Here is a 17190-nt window from a genome sequence, read left to right as displayed (position 1 = left end):
GCCTATGAGTGAAGAGAGGAATTATTGAAAATAATTGATTTCTGTCGGGGCAAACACGCAAAAAATATGCCATAGCGCTGCGTTTAGCCACGCGTGAAGGACACCGAAGCCAGCTGCCCGGCCTCATCCATCACCACCAGCTGATAACGACCGGGCTCGCGCAGCACCAGCGAGGCGCTGTTTTTTCCCGCCGCCAGTTCCACCGGCTGCCCGTTTAAAAACCACCAGCGCTGCGTACCCTGCCCGCCCTGCACCGCCACCGGCAGCAGTAATACGACCTTACCGGGCAGCGGCTGCACGCGCTGGCCATTGATCACGCCGGTCACCAGCAGCGGCGCGCTGTCCCCCTGATTCAGCGGCGGACAGGTCGCATCCACCGGCGGCAGGCGCTGCGCCCGCTGTTCGCCCGGTGGCAGCCACGGCTCGAGCGGCAGCGGCCACATCACGCGTTCCCGGCTTTGCGCATCCGGACAGTCCGCCGCCACGCGCAGCCCTTTGCTGTTTTGCCAGAAGCGCTGGCGTAAGCCATTGACGCCCTCCTGATCCGGCGCCAGCAGCGTTGGCGGCACGGTCTGATTCAGCACCCAGCTGTAACGCCGCTGCCGGCAGTTCTCGTCGCCGGCGGGCAACGGCTGGCCGCCGGGCCAGCAGATACTGACGGCGCTGACCGTCGCCGGGCGCGCATCGCCGGGTACGCCGCGCGCCGGCAGGTGTCCCGCCAGCAGGTGATTAACCTGCTGCATCACCGGCACCGCCGACGCGTAACCGAACTGGCCGGCAACCGGCGTGGCATCCGGCCTGCCCACCCAGACGCCAATCAGATAGCGCGGCGTGATACCGACGCTCCAGGCATCGCGATAGCCGTAGCTGGTGCCGGTTTTCCACGCCAGCGGCACGACATCGGCGACCGCCCCGCTGGCGGCAGGCTGCGCCTCACCGGCGAGGATGCGGCGTACAATCCACGCCGCGCCGGGCGACAGTAACGGACGCTGCAGCAGCGGCTGCTGCGGCAGCCAGCGCAGCTGCGCAGCATTACCGTGGCGGGCAAAGGCGCTGTAGGCGGCGACAATGTCGTCCAGCCGCGCGCCGGTGCCGCCCAGAACCAGCGACAGATTCGGTTCACCGCCCGCCGGAAAGCGCAGATTCAGGCCGACGTTGCGCAGCCGCGCGGCGACGTTTTTCGGTCCAAGCGCCTCCAGCAGCTGCACCGCCGGCAGATTGAGCGAACGCTGCAGCGCTTCGCTGGCGCTGACCGGGCCATGAAAGCCGCTGTCGAAATTGCCGGGACGATAGTCGCCAAAGCGGCGTGGCACATCCTGCAGCAGCGATTCGCCATGAATCAGACCATCATCCAGCGCCATGCCGTAGACAAACGGCTTGAGCAGCGATCCCGGCGAACGCACGCTGGCAATCATATCCACATGGCCAAAGCGGCTGTCATCATTGAAAGACACCGAGCCGACGTAGCCGCGTACCTTCATGCTGCTGTGGTCGACAACCAGCAGTGCCAGCGAGGTGCGCGGCGGCAGCCGGGTTTGCAGCGACGCTGCGAGGTTCTCCAGTTCACGCTGCAGCGACACATCCAGCGTGGAGGTAATTTTGCTATCGGGCGACAGCGACAGCAGCCGGCGCGCCAGCAGCGGTGCCAGCTGCGGCAGCTGGCGCGGCGGCAGCCATACCGGCTCCTGTTTGATTTCGGCGACGGTCTGCGCCGGCCACACCTGATACTGCGCCAGGCGGTCCAGCACTTTATTACGGGCAGCTTCAGCGCGCTGCGGCCAGCGGTCCGGGCGCAAACGGCTGGGTGCCTGCGGCAGCACCGCCAGCAGCGCCGCCTCGCCGCGGGTAAGCTGCGACGCCGGTTTGCCCAGCCACATCCAGCTGGCAGCGCCGACGCCCTCAACCGTGCCACCAAACGGGGCGCGGTTGAGATACAGCGTCAGGATCTCGCGCTTCGACAGATGCCACTCCAGCTGCAGCGCGCGCCACGCCTGCACCACTTTGCCACGCAGGGTGCGCGGCTGCGGATCAATCAGCCGCGCCACCTGCATGGTCAGCGTGCTGCCGCCGGAGACAATGCCGTGCTGCAGCAGGTTTTGCCCGACGGCGCGCACTATCGCCAGCGGGTTAATGCCGGGATGGTGCCAGAACCAGCGGTCTTCGTAGGTCAGCAGCGCCTCAATATAGGCCGGTGACACCTCGTCCAGCGTCACCGGATAGCGCCACACACCCTGTCGATCGGCAAAGCGCCACAGCGGCGTGCCATCTTCCGCTACCACCACCCGCGCCGGCTGTAACTGGCGCAGCGGCAGCGGATCGAGCCAGTCCAGCAGCCATACTGCGCCCACCAGCAGCAGTAACAGCAGCGCCAGCCCGCACAGGCGTCGGTGGCGCAGCGTCACGGGCGCTTAACGCACATGAAGTTTTTCCGGCGTGGTGCCGATGGCGCGCCACGCGGGCACATACATCGACTCCACCTGCGGTGGCGGCAGACGATAACTGCCCGGCGTCACCGCGCGCGCCAGATACAACAGCGTACCGGGCGTGTAGCCATCCAGCGCCAGCGCGGCGACAAAGCGGTCGTCGCGGAACTCAAGATGTTTAATGTTTGCCTGCTGCATGTCCATCATGCTCTCTTTCAGCGCATCGGCACTGTCGCCCAGGCTGGCGCTGCTGTCGCTCAGGTTTTGATTTTCCAGCTCCAGTCCGGCCGGCAGCAGATCCACCACCAGCGCATCGCTGACGCGCTGACTGGCGCCCACCTTCAGCCGCACCACCAGCAGCTCACCGCTCTTAAGGTTATTGAGATCGGCCGGTTTGCCGTCCAGCGTGAAGTATTCGCGACTGATGCTGAGCACGTTGCTGACCGGTGACGGCGCAGTGCGCGGATAGCCGACCACATTGAGCGTACCGTACAGCGGCGACGGCGTGTCGCTGGTCACCGTCAGGCCCTGCTGCAACTGCTGCGCGCTCAGCCCGAGACTCAGCGGCCGATCGCTGCGCAGCGGCTGGTCCTGCAGCATGGCCTGCCAGGTCTCACCCGGATGCTGCTGCAGCGTCCGCGCGGCGAGGAACAGCGCATTATTCTCCTGGGTGGAGAACCAGCGCTGCCCGTGCAGCGTTTGCGCCAGTTCAATCAGCAATGGCCCCTGCTGCTCCGGCAGCAGCTGATTTTCCGTCAGCAGCGCCAGCGTTAGCGCGCGGTCACGCAGCGGACTGCCGTAATCGCCCAGCCACATGTCAGGCTGGCGTTGCAGCGCGATGCCCTGCATCAGCGCCAGCTGCGCGCGCTGCGTATCGCCCATCTGCTGTAGCGCCACGCCAAGCTGCACCAGCGCCAGTCCGGACTTCGCCTGGGCGCGTTGGTCATACAGCGCCCGCAGCGCGCCGAGCGGCGCCTGCTGCTGACGCGCCAGTACCAGCCCCGCATAGGCCTGCACGCTAAAACGCAGCGCATCGGCATCGCTACTCCAGCTGGTTTCGATTTGCGCCGGATCCTGCAAATAACGCAGCAGGCGCTGGTCGGCGCGATTAATCACGCCCTCCGGCACGCTGTAGCCTGCTTCGCTGGCGCGCAGCAGGAAGTCAGTGACGTAAGCGGTGAGCCAGAACTCCTCGCTGCTCTCTTTGCTCCACAGGCCAAAGCTGCCGTTACCGCGCTGCATGCCGGCCAGGCGCGCAATGCCGGTGTCAATTGCCGCGCGGCGCGCCTCATCGCTGCTGGTTTTGATGCCCATCGCGCTGAGCTGGGCGTGATTAGTGAAGAGTGAAGGCCAGATACCGCTGGCGGTCTGCTCCAGACAGCCATAGGGATAAGCGTAAAGCTGGCTGATGTAGCTGGCGATATTCAGCGGCGGCTGAGAACTCAGCGACAGCTGGCCGCTCAGCGTGCCAGCCTGCAGGCCGTTGAACGCGCTTGCCATCACCTGCCAGCGCTGCCCGCTGTTCATTACGTTATCGAAACTCAGGGTTTGCGCCGGATAAGCCGGACGCACGCCAATCTTCCAGCGGCGCACGCTCGGTGCCAGCGTCTCGTTCGGCAGGCTCAGCCCCGAAACGGTCACCTGCACGTCGCCCTCACCAAAACCGTCCTGCGCTTTAACCGGAATCGCCAGCGTGGTTCGCGCCCCCTTCGCCAGCTGCACCCTGGCCGGGATTTGGCCGTTGAGTGCAATCAAGCCGCTGGTGTTAACCGTGACGTTCAACGTTTGTGGTTGATCGGTGAGGTTGGTCAAATCCAGCGCCAGTGTTGATTGATCGCCGCTGGCAAGAAAGCGCGGCGTCGCCAGTTCGCTTACCAGCGGTGCGGCGACCACCATTTTACGATCCGCCGCGCCGAAACTGTCTTCGCTCCACACCTGCGCCATCAGCCGCAGCTCGCCGTTGAAGGCCGGTACCGGCAGTTCCAGCGTGCCCTCGCCGCTGGCATCCAGCGTCACCGGTTGCAGCTGCTGCGCCACAATCTGCGCCTCGGTGACCGGCTTTTTACCGCCGCGCGACAGCGCATCGGCATCATCCCCGTCACCGCCAAAACGCAGCGCCGCCAGTTTGCCGCCGCCCTCAATCAACTGTCCGAACACGTCATACTGATCGGCGTTGTAGCGCTTGCGGCCAAAGAAGCCGTTCCACGGATCGGGGGTGGCATAGTCGGTAATGCTCAGCACGCCGCTGTCCACCGCCGACAACAATACCTGCACCTGCTGCGGCAGCGCACCGCCCTCGCGGCGGGCTTTAACCTTGACTTGCACGGTTTGTTCCGGCCGAATCCTGTCCGGTGCCTCAAGCGCCAGCGTCAGGCGGCGCGCGGCGGTTGCCATTGGCAGATGCAACAAGCCGACCGCGCGTTTTGGCGTAGTGCCGTTCGCTTTGTCGCCGTCGCGCACCACAATCGCGCTAAGATACAGATCGTGGCGTTTCCACTCCGCACTGACTGGCACATTAATGGTTGCACCGCCCGCCGGCACATCCAGCGGTTGCCACCACAAGGTGCCGCTGCTCGACTCCACCAGCAAATAGCCTTTGCCGGCCGCCGGGGATTCCACCGTGACACGCGCGGTGTCACCGGGTTGATAGGCGGCTTTGTCGATTTTCAGTTTGACCTGATCCGGACGCAGCGCGCCGGTGCCGTTGGTGTTGTCCTGCCACCAGTAACCTGCCTGGAAACGCACGCTGCTGACGATGTTGTCACCGGCATGCACTTCAAGACGATAGGTGCCCCACTCTACCGGGAAGCTGACTTTCTGGCTGCCGCCCGCCGCAATGCTAATGCGCTGCTGCTCTTCCTGCAGATCTTTTTCATCGTAACGTGACTGCCAGCCTTCACTGTCGGAGAAGCTCCAGAAGTAGTCGCGACGTTCGTGGATCAAACGCACATCAAGATCCTGCGCCGCCAGCTTTTCGCCCTGCGCATTGGCGTACACCACGTCAAATTCGGCGAGGCTGTTTTCCGGCACGGTTGGCTCGTCGTTATAACGATCGGTGCGATAGTCGTACACCGATTCGCTGTTAAACAACGGACGAATGCCCGGCAGCGCGGCCGCAGGCCAGATCGCCTGGGTGGTGCGCCGCGTTACCGGACGACCGCCAGTCTCCAGCAGGCTGGCCTGCAAAATCAGGTTGAGCGGAGAGTGGCTTTCCGCCCAGCTGCTTTCGACCTTAAGCTGCAGCCTGCCGCTGTCGTCCAGCTTTTCATCCACATCATCAAGGCTACGTTTCAGTTCCTCAGTGATGTCGCCAAATTGGTAACCTGGCAACGCAGCGACCGCTTCACGCGCCGGACGCAGGAACAGCTGGCCCTGTAGTTCGTTGCCTGCCGCTGGCGCACCATACAAATAGCGACCTTCGATATCAAAGGTGACGTCGGCATCTGGCGACAGGGGCTGAGTGTTGCTTTTAAGCGACAGCGCCATCCGTTCGGGCAGGAAATCTTCTACATTGAACGGCCAGCTGCGCGGCTGGTTGTCGCCGCTGTTAATACGCAGCGTCCATTTACCGGTCATCGCCGAGGCCGGTAAGGCAAAACGTTGTTGATAAACGCCGTTCTCTGCTTGCCAGACGAAGGTTTGTGCCACTTCACCATTCGGCTGCACCACTTCAGCTTTCACCGGCTGCGGCGGCAGTGGTTTGCCATCGGCATCGCGCAGCAGCGCATTAACGATGACCGTTTCGCCGGGGCGATAGAGATCGCGCGGGCCAAAAATGAAGAACTGTTTGTCGTAGCCTTGCGGGCCATCAATCGGGAATTCGGCCAGATCCAGCGCCGGGCGATTAAGGTCGATGAGCGAAGTCTGGCCTTTACTGGTCGCCAGCAGCAGCTTGCCTTTGGCGTTAGCCGCTAAACGTAAATGACCCTCGCTGTCGCTGCTGCCAGTCGCCAGCTGTTGGCCTTTCTCATCCAGTAGCTGAATGGTGACATCTTCTAACGGCGCACCGCTGGCAAGACTTTGGCTAAAGAGTTCGAGCTGGCCCGGGAAGCGATGCAGCGACAAACCAATGTCACTTAACGTGAACAGTGTCGCCGGTTGCGTGTAGTTGTAGGTGCCGGCCTGTTTCATCACCGCCAGATAGACACCCGGCTGTTTCAGCGCCGCGACGTCGCCGAGCGGCAGCTGCATTTTTTCCCGCGTATTGCGTGCCGGGTTGAGATCGAAGCGGCCGCTGTAAACCAGATCGGCGTTTTTCAGCAGATCGCGCGATTCCCAGTACGACAAATTGTTGCCGTAATTCCACTGGGCGAGAAAATCTGCCAGTGAGGCATTTTTCACCCGGAAGAAATCAACATCGATCTGGTTAACGTTGAGCGCCAGCACCGGCAGTCCCTGCGCCAGGCGCAGCGGCAGCAGCGAGCCACGACTGGCGAAACCGACCATCGGCTGGATGTCGCGCGTGGTGAGTGTCTGGCTGAATGGGCTGGCTAAGGCACTGCCATCCGCGGCCTTCAGGCCGGCATTGACGGTGACGGTGAGCTTGCGCGCCGGCTGCGGATGGCGGAAGCGCAGCACTTTGCCGTTCTGCGCCAGCTCCCAGCCTCCGTCGACCTTGCCGCTGCTGTCATCGGTGAGGCTGATCCAGTGGTTGAAATCCTGCTGACCGTCGAGCGCGCGGTTGAAGGTCAGTACCAGCGCCGCCGCGCCGTCCAGCTGCAGCTCGGAAAGGTCGATCACCGCGAGAGCGTGTGTCGCGGCCTGCGGCGCAGGCGTATCAGCCGCCTGCAGCGACGGCTGCGCGCCGCCCAGTAATGCGCCGCCGATCAGCACGCTGAACAGCAGTCGTTTTACACATCTTGCCATGGTAATTCCCTCACCAGCCCCAAAAGGTTAAACGTGTTGTGCTGCGCAATTTCACATCAAGCCGCCAACTTTAGCAATGTTACCCTTGAGATAGCCTTCACATTCCCGGACACTGGGCCTTTGCCGCTGATGGAGAAGAGGTTGCTATGACAGCCATGTTTGTGTCCGCTGATTGGTTGAATGAACATTACCACGAAGAGCGTTTGCAGGTGCTGGATGCCCGCATGCTGCCGCCAGGTCAGGAAGCGGTGCGCGATATCACGGCGGAGTATCTGGCCGGGCATCTGCCGGATGCGCCTTTTTTCAACATCGAAGCGCTGTCCGATCACACCAGCCCGTATCCGCATATGATGCCGCGCGCAGAGACCTTTGCCGTGGCGATGCGCGAGCTCGGCATCAGCCAGGATAAACATCTGGTGGTGTACGACGAAGGCAATCTGTTCTCCGCGCCGCGCGCCTGGTGGATGCTGCGCGCCTTTGGCTGTGAACAGGTGTCGATTCTGGCGGGCGGCCTGCAGGGCTGGAAAGCCGCTGGCTTCAGCCTGGCTACCGGTCCGGTGAATCTGCCTGAAGGCGAGTTTGACGCGCAGTACGACAGCAGCCAGGTAAAGCGCCTGACCGATGTCCTGCTGATCAGCCACGAGGGCGGCGCGCAGATTGTCGATGCGCGCGCGGCCAACCGTTTCAATGCCGAAGTGGATGAGCCGCGTCCCGGCCTGCTGCGCGGCCATATCCCGCACAGCCTGAATATGCCGTGGAACGATCTGGTGGCCAACGGTGAGCTGAAACCGACCGCCGAGCTGCGCGATCTGTTTGCAAAGGCAGGCATTAAACTGGATCAGCCGATTGTCGCCAGCTGCGGCTCCGGTGTGACGGCGGTGGTGGTGATTCTGGCGCTGACCGCACTGGGCGTGCGTGATGTGACGCTGTACGACGGTTCGTGGGGAGAATGGGGCAGCCGCGACGATTTACCGATTGAGAAATAAGTGTATCCGGTCGCCGTAAGGTGCGCGTTGTCGGATGTTGTGCACATTTATCCGGTCGCCGTGAACGGCGACCCTACATGTAGGGTGCGCATTTATGCGCACCTGGGTAAAATCGGTGCAATTTTGATGACGCATTTATGCGCACCAGGAGAACATCGGTGCAATGTTGATTACGCATTTATGCGCACCTGGTAGCATCGGTGCGATTTACCGGCGCACTGATGCGCACCGGCACTAGATAATCCGCTGGCTGCCTTTGAAATCGCGCAGGAAACTGCCCCAGCGGCGCTCATAAAACGGCGTAATGTGCGCGGTGAAGAAATGGCTGACACCCTGCTCGTTGCTTACCACTTCACAGATATCAATTGGCGCGTCATCGGGCAGCGTATCGGTCGCCACGCTACCGGCCGCCTGAATAATCGCATCAATATCGCTGTCGGCTTCAATCCCAATCAGCAGATTCGCCTGTTCATCGGCACGCTCACGAATGCTGGCAACGTAGGCGCGACGCACCTGTTTGTATTTCGCAAACAGCTGGGTCAGCGAATCGATCATCTGCGCTGGCGGCTCGGCCACTTCTGAAAGAAGCAGCGCATGACCGCCCTCCAGCACCGTTTGCTGGCTCAGCGCACTGCCCTCTTCGCCCAGCAGATGCGCGATCTCACCGGGTGAAAACTCTTTGCCGGCCGGCAGTTTTGGATTGAGGAACAGCGTTTCGCCCAGCGTCATTTCAAACAGCGTGCGCGTCGGTAAACGCAGATACGGCTGCTCACCCTGGATGGCTTCGCTCATCGCTGCTTCTGAGGTAAAGAAAGGGATCACGCTGCCGCCGCCCTCTTTCTCCCAGTGCTGTAATTCTACCGGCGAGGTGGCATCAAACTGCTCTGCGGGACTTTCGCCCGGCACCCAAACATCGGCCTCCAGCAATAGCTGAAAAAATTCCGGACGGTGCGCAGGCTCGGTGGCCGCCAGCTTCAGCACCTCTTCAAGACGGTTACTCATAAGGGATAGGCTTCCAAAAAAGACGGCAGGTTGCAGCCTGCCGTTGTCGGGATTATTTCAGTAACAGATTGGCAATCGTACGCACGCCAAGGCCTGTCGCACCGGCGGACCACTGATCGACCGCGCTTTTGCGATAGGTCGCGGAGCAGTCAATGTGCAGCCAGCCCTGCTGATAGTTGCTGACGAACCACGAGAGAAACGCTGCCGCGCTGCTGGCGCCCGCCGCGTGGGCTGCGCTGGCAATGTTATTCAGATCGGCAAAGTTTGACGGCAGGTGGTTGCGGTGGAACTCGGCCAGCGGCAGACGCCAGAAGGCTTCATTCTCGCTGGTGGCGCTGCCCAGCAGCGACTCCGCCAGCACGTCGTCAAAGGTGAACAGCGCATGGTAATCGTTGCCCAGCGCGGTTTTCGCGGCACCGGTCAGTGTCGCCGCATCAATCAGCAGCTGCGGACGCTGTTCGCTGGCGTCGATCAGTCCATCGGCCAGTACCAGACGCCCTTCGGCGTCGGTGTTCATCACTTCAACGGATTTCCCGTTGCGATAGCGGATGATGTCGCCAAGGCGGAACGCGTTGCCGCTTACCATGTTATCGGCGCAGCACAGGAACAGCTTCACGCGCTTATCCAGGCCGCGCGCAATCGCCAGCGCCAGCGCACCGGTTACCGTTGCCGCGCCGCCCATATCGGATTTCATCGAATCCATAAACGCGCTCTGCTTCAGGCTGTAACCGCCGGTATCAAAGGTGATGCCTTTGCCCACCAGGCAGGCGTACACCGGTGTGCTGTCGTCGCCGCCGGGGTTGAAGTCCAGCGTCAGCAGCACTGGCGGACGCGTCGAGCCGCGGCCTACGGTATGAATTCCGGCATAGCCCTGCTCACGCAGATCCTCACCTTTGATGATGCGATAGCTCACCGCGTCACCTCCTACTTCGCTGATCAGATCGATGGCGCTGTGCGCCAGCTGCTCCGGGCTCAGATCTTCCGCAGGCAGGTTGATGGTGTCGCGCACCCAGTCAACGATCTTCAGGCGACGATCGAATTCGGCCTGATCGGCCTCACTCAGCGTCGGCCATTCGACCTGACGCTGGCCTTTCGGGCTGCGGAAACCCTGCCAGAACGCCCAGCATTTCTCCAGATCCCAGCCTTCGCCGCTCAGCGCGACGTGGCGGATGCCCTGACCGTCCAGCTTGCGTCCGGCACGTTGAATGCTCATCAGCGCATCGGCACCGGTCAGGTGAACGGTCATGCCACTTTCATTGCTGCTCAGCAAGGCTTTCTCGCCCCAGCGCGCATCTGCGGCCTGGGAGCTGAGCGTAATCGTCATGGGTTGTGTTGTCATCGCGTGGCTCCGTTTGCGTTTGTTATCCCTGCGCACTGACCGGCGCAGGGCGAAAATTTAGCGGGAAGTGGCCGGCGTCAGCGCCCGTAAGCGCGTTACCGCCTTATGTACCACCCCGATGGCATAATCGATCTCTTCCTGCGTGGTAAAGCGACCCAGCGAAAAGCGCAGCGAGCTGTAGGCCAGCTGCTGATCCACGCCCATGGCGCGCAGAACGTAGGAAGGTTCAAGGCTGGCAGAAGTACAGGCGGATCCCGACGACAGCGCCAGATCTTTCAGCGCCATGATCAGCGATTCGCCATCGACGTGGGCAAAACTGATATTGAGGATATTCGGCGCGCCCTGTTCGAGTGAACCGTTGAGCTGAACGTCGCTTAGCGTGCTGATGCCCTGCCACAGACGATGGCGCAGCGTAGCCAGACGCGCACTCTCGTCCGCCATCTCTTCGCGCGCGATGCGATAGGCCTCGCCCATGCCGACAATCTGGTGCACCGGCAAGGTCCCCGAACGCATGCCGCGCTCGTGACCACCGCCGTGCATCTGCGCGTCGATCTGCAGTTTTGGTTTACGCCGCACCCACAGCGCGCCGATGCCTTTCGGCCCGTACAGCTTGTGCGCTGAGAACGACATCAAATCCACCGGCAGCGCGCTGACATCGAGCGGCAGTTTGCCCACGCTTTGCGTGGCGTCCACGTGGAACAGGATGCCGCGCGCGTGACACAGCGCGCCCAGCGCGGCGATGTCCTGAATCACGCCGGTTTCATTATTGACGTGCATCAGCGACACCAGCATGGTGTCGTCGCGCAGTGCCGCTTCCAGCATCGCAGGCGTGACGATGCCGTCCGCGCCGGGCTGCAGAAAGGTGACGTCAAAGCCTTCGCGCGCCAGCTGAGCACAGCTGTCGAGCACCGCTTTGTGTTCGGTCTGACTGGTGATGATGTGTTTACCGCGCGCCTGATGCTGCTGCGCCGCGCCTTTGAGCGCCAGGTTATCGGCTTCTGTGGCACCGGAGGTAAACACGATTTCGCGTGGATCGGCGTTGATCAGTTCGGCAACCTGGTTGCGCGCCACGTCAACGGCCTCTTCAGCCTGCCAGCCAAAACGGTGGGAACGGGAAGCGGGGTTACCGAAGGTGCCATCCAAAGTGAGGAACTGCATCATTTTGCTGGCGACACGCGGATCCGCAGGCGTTGTCGCTGCGTAATCCAGGTAGATCGGTAATTTCATTGCGCTAAAACTCCGTATAAAAAATCATACGTCTTTATAGCACGATTCAGCCTCTCCTGGGTTAACAGCAGAGGCTGAACGGGAGAGGATCAGGCGCGCAGATTGACGTTGATGGTTTCCTGCACGCGATGCTGCTGGAAGCGACGGTTGTCAACGCTGTTCTGGCGATCGGCCACGTCGAGGATCTCCTGGTTATTCACCAGTTCCGCCAGCGTGATGTTGTTGAGGAAATCGCTGATGCGCTCGCTCAGGTCGCGCCACAGAACGTGGGTCAGGCAGCGCTCGCCGCCCTGGCAACCCTCTTTACCCTGGCATTTGGTGGCGTCAACGGATTCGTCCACCGCGGTGATCACCGCGCCAACTGCAATCGCCCCGGCGTCTTTGCCTAACAGATAACCGCCACCCGGACCCCGCACGCTGGCCACCAGACCGTGCTTACGCAGACGCGAGAATAACTGCTCCAGATAGGAGAGCGAAATGCCCTGACGCTCTGAAATATCGGCCAGCGGTACCGGGCCCTCGTGCGAGTGCAGGGCAACGTCCAGCATAGCGGTTACGGCATAACGTCCTTTGGATGTCAGTCTCATAGCATACAACCTCGTAAGCGTCCGCCAGCGAGTCGGCGGGTTATCTGAAGAATGGAGGCCAGTCTGACATTCCCGAGTATTTTGGTCAACTATTTAACCGAGTATTTCGCTCAACTATTTAACCTGGTGTTTTACTCAACTATTACCCTTGTCATTTTTGGGTTTTTCAAACGACGACAGCATGCCGCGCAGAATGTTGAGTTCGTCGCGCTCCGGACGCGCACGGGTATAGAGGCGACGCAGTTTGCTCATCACCTGGCTCGGTGTGCCATGGCGGATAAAGCCGCTGTTTAGCATCATCTGCTCGATGTGCTGATAGAAGCGCTCCAGATCGTCAACCAGCGGATACGGCGAGGCTTCGTACTGCGGCTGCGGACTGGCTTTCTCCTGCGCGTCCAGCCACGCCATGCGCACTTCATAGGCGATAATCTGCACCGCCATCGCCAGGTTGAGCGAGCTGTACTCCGGGTTGGCCTGAATGGCGACATGATAGTGGCACTTCTGCAGCTCTTCGTTGGTCAGGCCCACGCGCTCGCGACCAAACACCAGCGCCACCGGTGCCTGCTGGCCCTCTTCCACGCTTTTGATGCCGCATTCACGCGAGTCAAGCATCGGCCACGGCAGCGAGCGCGAGCGTGCGCTGGTGCCAACCACCAGACTACAGCCGGCAATCGCCTCATCCAGCGTATCGACGATCTTCGCCTCACCGATCACATCGCTGGCACCGGCAGCCAGTGAAATAGCCTGCGAGTCCGGTTTCACCAGCGGATTGACCAGATACAGGTTGCTTAAGCCCATGGTTTTCATGGCGCGGGCAACGGAACCCATGTTGCCGGTGTGCGAGGTTTCTACCAGTACGATTCGGATATTTTGCAGCATAATAGATAGCGATAAGGAAATGATGGCGCGCATCCTAACATAAAAGCAGGACATTTGCTGAACACCCTGATATACTCCGCGCCGTTTTCACCCCGTTCTTTAACATCCAGTGAGAGATACCGATGCATCCGATGCTCAACATCGCCGTGCGCGCAGCGCGCAAGGCCGGAAATTTAATTGCCAAGAATTATGAAACCCCGGACGCCGTCGAAGCCAGCCAGAAAGGCAGCAACGACTTCGTTACCAATGTTGACCGCGACGCAGAACGTCTGATTGTCGAAGTGATTCGCAAATCTTACCCGCAACACACCATCATCACCGAAGAAAGCGGTGAGCTGGCGGGCGACGATCAGGATGTTCAATGGGTAATCGATCCCCTGGATGGCACCACCAACTTCATCAAACGTCTGCCCCACTTTGCTGTTTCTATCGCCGTGCGCATCAAAGGCCGCACCGAAGTGGCGGTGGTTTACGATCCAATGCGTAACGAACTGTTCACCGCTGTACGCGGTCAGGGCGCGCAGCTTAACGGCTATCGCCTGCGCGGCAGCACGGCGCGTGACCTCGACGGCACCATTCTGGCTACCGGCTTCCCGTTCAAGCTGAAGCAGCACGCTACGCCGTTCATCAACATCGTGGCAAAACTGTTTACCCAGTGCGCTGATTTCCGCCGTACCGGCTCTGCTGCGCTGGATTTGGCCTATGTGGCCGCAGGTCGCGTTGACGGTTTCTTTGAGATTGGCCTGAAGCCATGGGATTTCGCTGCCGGTGAACTGCTGGTGCGTGAAGCGGGCGGTCTGGTGACCGATTTCACCGGTAACCACGGCTATATGCTGTCTGGCAACCTGGTGGCCGGTAACCCGCGTGTGGTGAAGGCGATGCTGGCAAGCATGCGCGAAGAACTGAGCGAAGCGCTGAAGCGCTAAGCAAAAAAGGCGGCTAAATCAGCCGCCTTTTTTATTACCGACTTTATTACCGACGCTCGTGGGTTAACACGGTGCGCGGCTGGGTACGCCGACCGACACCACCGAGGACCGCCGCCAGCACCGCCTCGATCAGCATCATGAAGAAGGCAAACCAGCTGGCTTTCGCCGTTGCCGCCGCGGCTTTCTCTGCGGCTTCACGCGCTTTCTGCTCCGCTTCCTGCTTCAGTTGCTGATATTTCTGCATCGCCTGTTGATAGCTCTGCTCAGTCTGATTAACGATCTGCTCCGCTTCCTGATCGCTTTTTCCGGTCCGCGCTTTAATAATGTTTTTCAGCGCATCACGGTCTGCAGCCTGCAGCGTATCGGCATGACGACTCAGCACACCACGGATCCAATTGGCAATATCATTGTCGGCATTCTGTGGATTCTGTGCCGTCTGTTTCGCCTGGTTTTGCGCATTATTCGCTTCGCTATTTACATCCTGCTGTAAATTTTCCGGCTGGAGTTCCGGTTTGCCGGTTTGACGCAGCGTGGTTTGCAATTCATTTTGCAAATCATCCAGGTTGATATTATTTTCCTGCAGCTTCTCTTTCGCCATATTGGTCACCGATGGCGCTACGGCAGAAATACCGTTACCCAGGGCATTAAAACCGGAGCCTAAAATATTAAAGGCGCCGCCGATAATACCGCTGGCAAGTGAAATCGCCAGCCACAGCGTAATCAGGGTACTGACACCAAACATCAGCAGACCGTGCAGCGCACCTTCGCGCTGAGCCAGCCGTCCGGCAACGTAGCTACCGACCGCCAGCGCAATCAGCATGCTGGCCCCGGTCCAAATCAGCGCCCCGGTCCCCAGGTGTTCCAGCGGATTTTGTTCCTGCTGGGGATCGATGGTCGTGGCGCCGATCGCGGTTCCCAGCAGCCCCAGTAAAATATGAATGATTAATGCCGCAATCACCCCTGCAAATACGGCACTCCAGGAAATGCGTTTCAACGGTAAACCGCCGTGCGTTTCCACCACCGTTTCCGTGTTGCCATTATTAGTCCAGGTTTCAGGCATATTTATTTCCTCACAAACATTGACGATAAAGAGTAACGCATATAAGAGCACACCCTGTCCTTTTTGATATTATCTAGCGTAGACAGAGAAAACTCTTTTCACCAGATCGTCGGGCAAGAGAAATTAAACTCTGCGTCGCGGGCAAAAAAAAACGCAGCATATTCAGGGAACATGCTGCGCTTATTTTTTAAAGCGTATTAATTAAAAAGGACGCAGACCGCCACCGAAGCCGGGCGTAGCACTGTGCCATAAAATAAAGCCGGCCAGCAGCAACAGCAGGCTGCCAGCCAGCATCACGGCCGGCAACAACCACTGCGCAGTCCCTCTGTTGCTGACCCTGCCGAGGCGCACCGCCAGCACGCGCGAGCGCTGCACCAGCAAACCCAGCAGCGACACGGTGAGCGCGGTGCCCAGCGCCATGGTCAGCGCCGAGACCACGCCCCAGCCATACACGCCAATCACTTTGGCAAACAACAGCATCATGATGGCACCGGAACAGGGCCGCAGCCCCATCGACAGCACCACCAGCGCCTGGGTTCTGCCGCTCACCGCACCGGCCAGCTGTTGCGCGCTCGGCAGGTGGGCATGACCGCAGCCGCAGTCAGCATGGTGCTGATGATGCGGCCATACCGCGCGAATCTGGAGCCCGGTTGCCGGACGGAACACGCGGCGTAACCCCTGCAGCGCGCGCCAGCCCACCCAGACGCCGAGCGCCATCACCAGCAAATAGCTGCCTTTCTCCAGCCAGTAACTGGTGAGATGCAGCTGGCGCGAGGAGGTTTGCAGCACCACCAGCATCAGCGTCACCAGAGCAATTGCCACCGCGCCCTGCAACAGCGCCGCCAACAGCGTCAGCTTCATGCTGGTTTTCAGCTGCGCCGGATGGGTAGCGAGAAAGGTGCTGATCACCACTTTGCCGTGGCCCGGCCCCAGCGCATGCAGCACGCCATAGGCAAGGCTGAACAGCATCAGCATGACACCGGCCTGCTGCGGCTGCTGCGCCACCTGTTGCAGGAGCTGCGTCATCTCACGGTGCAGAACCTTCTGCCACAGTACGCTTTGCAGCAGAATCTGCGGCCAGTGCAGCCACACCATCCCGCCCGCAGAAATCAGCAGCGCAGCCAGCAGCCACAGCGGCCACCAGCGACGGGAAGCGCCAGGCAGTGAAATTAATGACATGTCAGGGTTACCGTCTGGGCAAACTGCTGGCCGAGATCCATATCCTCGGGCGGTGCGTCAGCTTTATCCAGCGACAGCGCGTACTGTTTTAGCGAGTCATCCGGTTTGGGCGTGTGTAAGTCAAACTGGCAATGGGCTTTCACGGTCTCATCCATGGTGATGGCTTGCGGATTGTCATAATACATATCAACAAAGTAACTGGGATCGAAGGTCTGGATGCGGTACTGCCTGGCGCTTAACGACTGCGGTTCGCCGAACGGCACAATGAACTCCAGCACTGCTTTGTTGCCCTTGCGCGACAGCTGATACTCCTGCGGCAGGTTGAGAAATTTCACCCGATTTTTATCCTGCCACACTTCGGTAAAATAGTGCTGGCCCAGCACATTGGCCATTACCTGTGCCGCCAGCTTTTTCCACACCACCTCGCCGGGTTTGGCGTTGCCGGCATCGTACAGCAGATCGGCGGAGGTGATCTCGTCCATGGTCCATACCATCTTCATCGCGCTGAGATGATCGTCCTTACCGATCAGTTCGGTCTGCATATCAATAAAGCTGTGTGGATGCGCCCACACGGCGCCGCTGAACAACAGCGTAAAGCTAACGAGCGCAATTTTCATATGTTATAAAGTAACAAATTTTAAAGTCAGAAGGATACCGGGCCAGAAAAAACTGTGACCCGCCCTGAAGCTCTGAACAAAAGTCATGACAAAGGCCAG

At 60.4% G+C, this 17190-nt stretch carries 12 protein-coding genes; 2 read left to right on the top strand and 10 right to left on the bottom strand.

What is annotated here, in order from left to right; all coding sequences use genetic code 11:
- Positions 1-83: 83 nt before the first annotated feature.
- Positions 84-2381 carry a peptidoglycan glycosyltransferase PbpC gene (gene pbpC, locus AC6I7J_RS05150; RefSeq protein WP_498007213.1) on the bottom strand — a complete coding sequence of 766 codons (2298 nt, stop codon included), beginning with the start codon at positions 2379-2381 and terminating at the stop codon, positions 84-86.
- Between the two features lie 27 nt (positions 2382-2408).
- A complete protein-coding gene (locus AC6I7J_RS05145) occupies positions 2409-7289 on the bottom strand; it encodes an alpha-2-macroglobulin family protein (protein ID WP_498006931.1) in 4881 nt (1626 codons plus the stop codon).
- Between the two features lie 146 nt (positions 7290-7435).
- Between AC6I7J_RS05145 and sseA the strand changes: the two genes are divergently transcribed.
- Entirely contained in the window at positions 7436-8275 is an 840-nt protein-coding gene (gene sseA, locus AC6I7J_RS05140) for a 3-mercaptopyruvate sulfurtransferase (RefSeq protein WP_260640754.1), read from the top strand.
- 234 nt (positions 8276-8509) lie between these two features.
- Here sseA and sseB read toward each other — a convergent pair whose 3' ends face one another.
- The 5 genes from sseB to trmJ all read right to left on the bottom strand — a co-directional run bounded on the left by sseB (position 8510) and on the right by trmJ (position 13309).
- Complete coding sequence (gene sseB / locus AC6I7J_RS05135) at positions 8510-9277, bottom strand: enhanced serine sensitivity protein SseB (protein ID WP_058758294.1); 768 nt, start codon at positions 9275-9277, stop codon at positions 8510-8512.
- Positions 9278-9329: 52 nt separating this feature from the next.
- Positions 9330-10616, bottom strand: a complete 1287-nt coding sequence (pepB, locus tag AC6I7J_RS05130; RefSeq protein ID WP_058758293.1) for an aminopeptidase PepB — start codon at positions 10614-10616, stop codon at positions 9330-9332.
- A 57-nt stretch (positions 10617-10673) separates the two neighbouring features.
- Positions 10674-11843, bottom strand: a complete 1170-nt coding sequence (locus AC6I7J_RS05125) for an IscS subfamily cysteine desulfurase (protein WP_498006930.1) — start codon at positions 11841-11843, stop codon at positions 10674-10676.
- A gap of 89 nt (positions 11844-11932) precedes the next feature.
- On the bottom strand, positions 11933-12430 hold the full coding sequence (gene iscR, locus AC6I7J_RS05120) for a Fe-S cluster assembly transcriptional regulator IscR (RefSeq protein WP_031279392.1): 498 nt from the start codon (positions 12428-12430) through the stop codon (positions 11933-11935).
- A gap of 135 nt (positions 12431-12565) precedes the next feature.
- Positions 12566-13309: a tRNA (cytosine(32)/uridine(32)-2'-O)-methyltransferase TrmJ gene (trmJ, locus tag AC6I7J_RS05115; RefSeq protein WP_498006929.1), complete on the bottom strand. Its 744-nt coding sequence runs from the start codon at positions 13307-13309 to the stop codon at positions 12566-12568.
- 122 nt (positions 13310-13431) lie between these two features.
- Between trmJ and suhB the strand changes: the two genes are divergently transcribed.
- On the top strand, positions 13432-14235 hold the full coding sequence (gene suhB, locus AC6I7J_RS05110) for an inositol-1-monophosphatase (RefSeq protein ID WP_058758291.1): 804 nt from the start codon (positions 13432-13434) through the stop codon (positions 14233-14235).
- 46 nt (positions 14236-14281) lie between these two features.
- Here suhB and AC6I7J_RS05105 read toward each other — a convergent pair whose 3' ends face one another.
- From AC6I7J_RS05105 to AC6I7J_RS05095, 3 genes are all read right to left on the bottom strand, one after another.
- Complete coding sequence (locus AC6I7J_RS05105) at positions 14282-15295, bottom strand: MFS transporter (RefSeq protein ID WP_021506545.1); 1014 nt, start codon at positions 15293-15295, stop codon at positions 14282-14284.
- A gap of 201 nt (positions 15296-15496) precedes the next feature.
- Positions 15497-16474 (bottom strand): nickel/cobalt transporter, encoded by a 978-nt coding sequence (locus AC6I7J_RS05100; RefSeq protein ID WP_498006928.1) that lies wholly within the window; start codon positions 16472-16474, stop codon positions 15497-15499.
- Positions 16465-17091: a DUF1007 family protein gene (locus tag AC6I7J_RS05095; RefSeq protein ID WP_498006927.1), complete on the bottom strand. Its 627-nt coding sequence runs from the start codon at positions 17089-17091 to the stop codon at positions 16465-16467. The genes AC6I7J_RS05100 and AC6I7J_RS05095 overlap by 10 nt, the downstream gene beginning before the upstream one ends.
- Positions 17092-17190 lie beyond the last annotated feature (99 nt).

It is taken from the genome of Type-C symbiont of Plautia stali (genome assembly GCF_059730935.1).
This window is presented reverse-complemented; position numbering and strand designations above follow the sequence as displayed.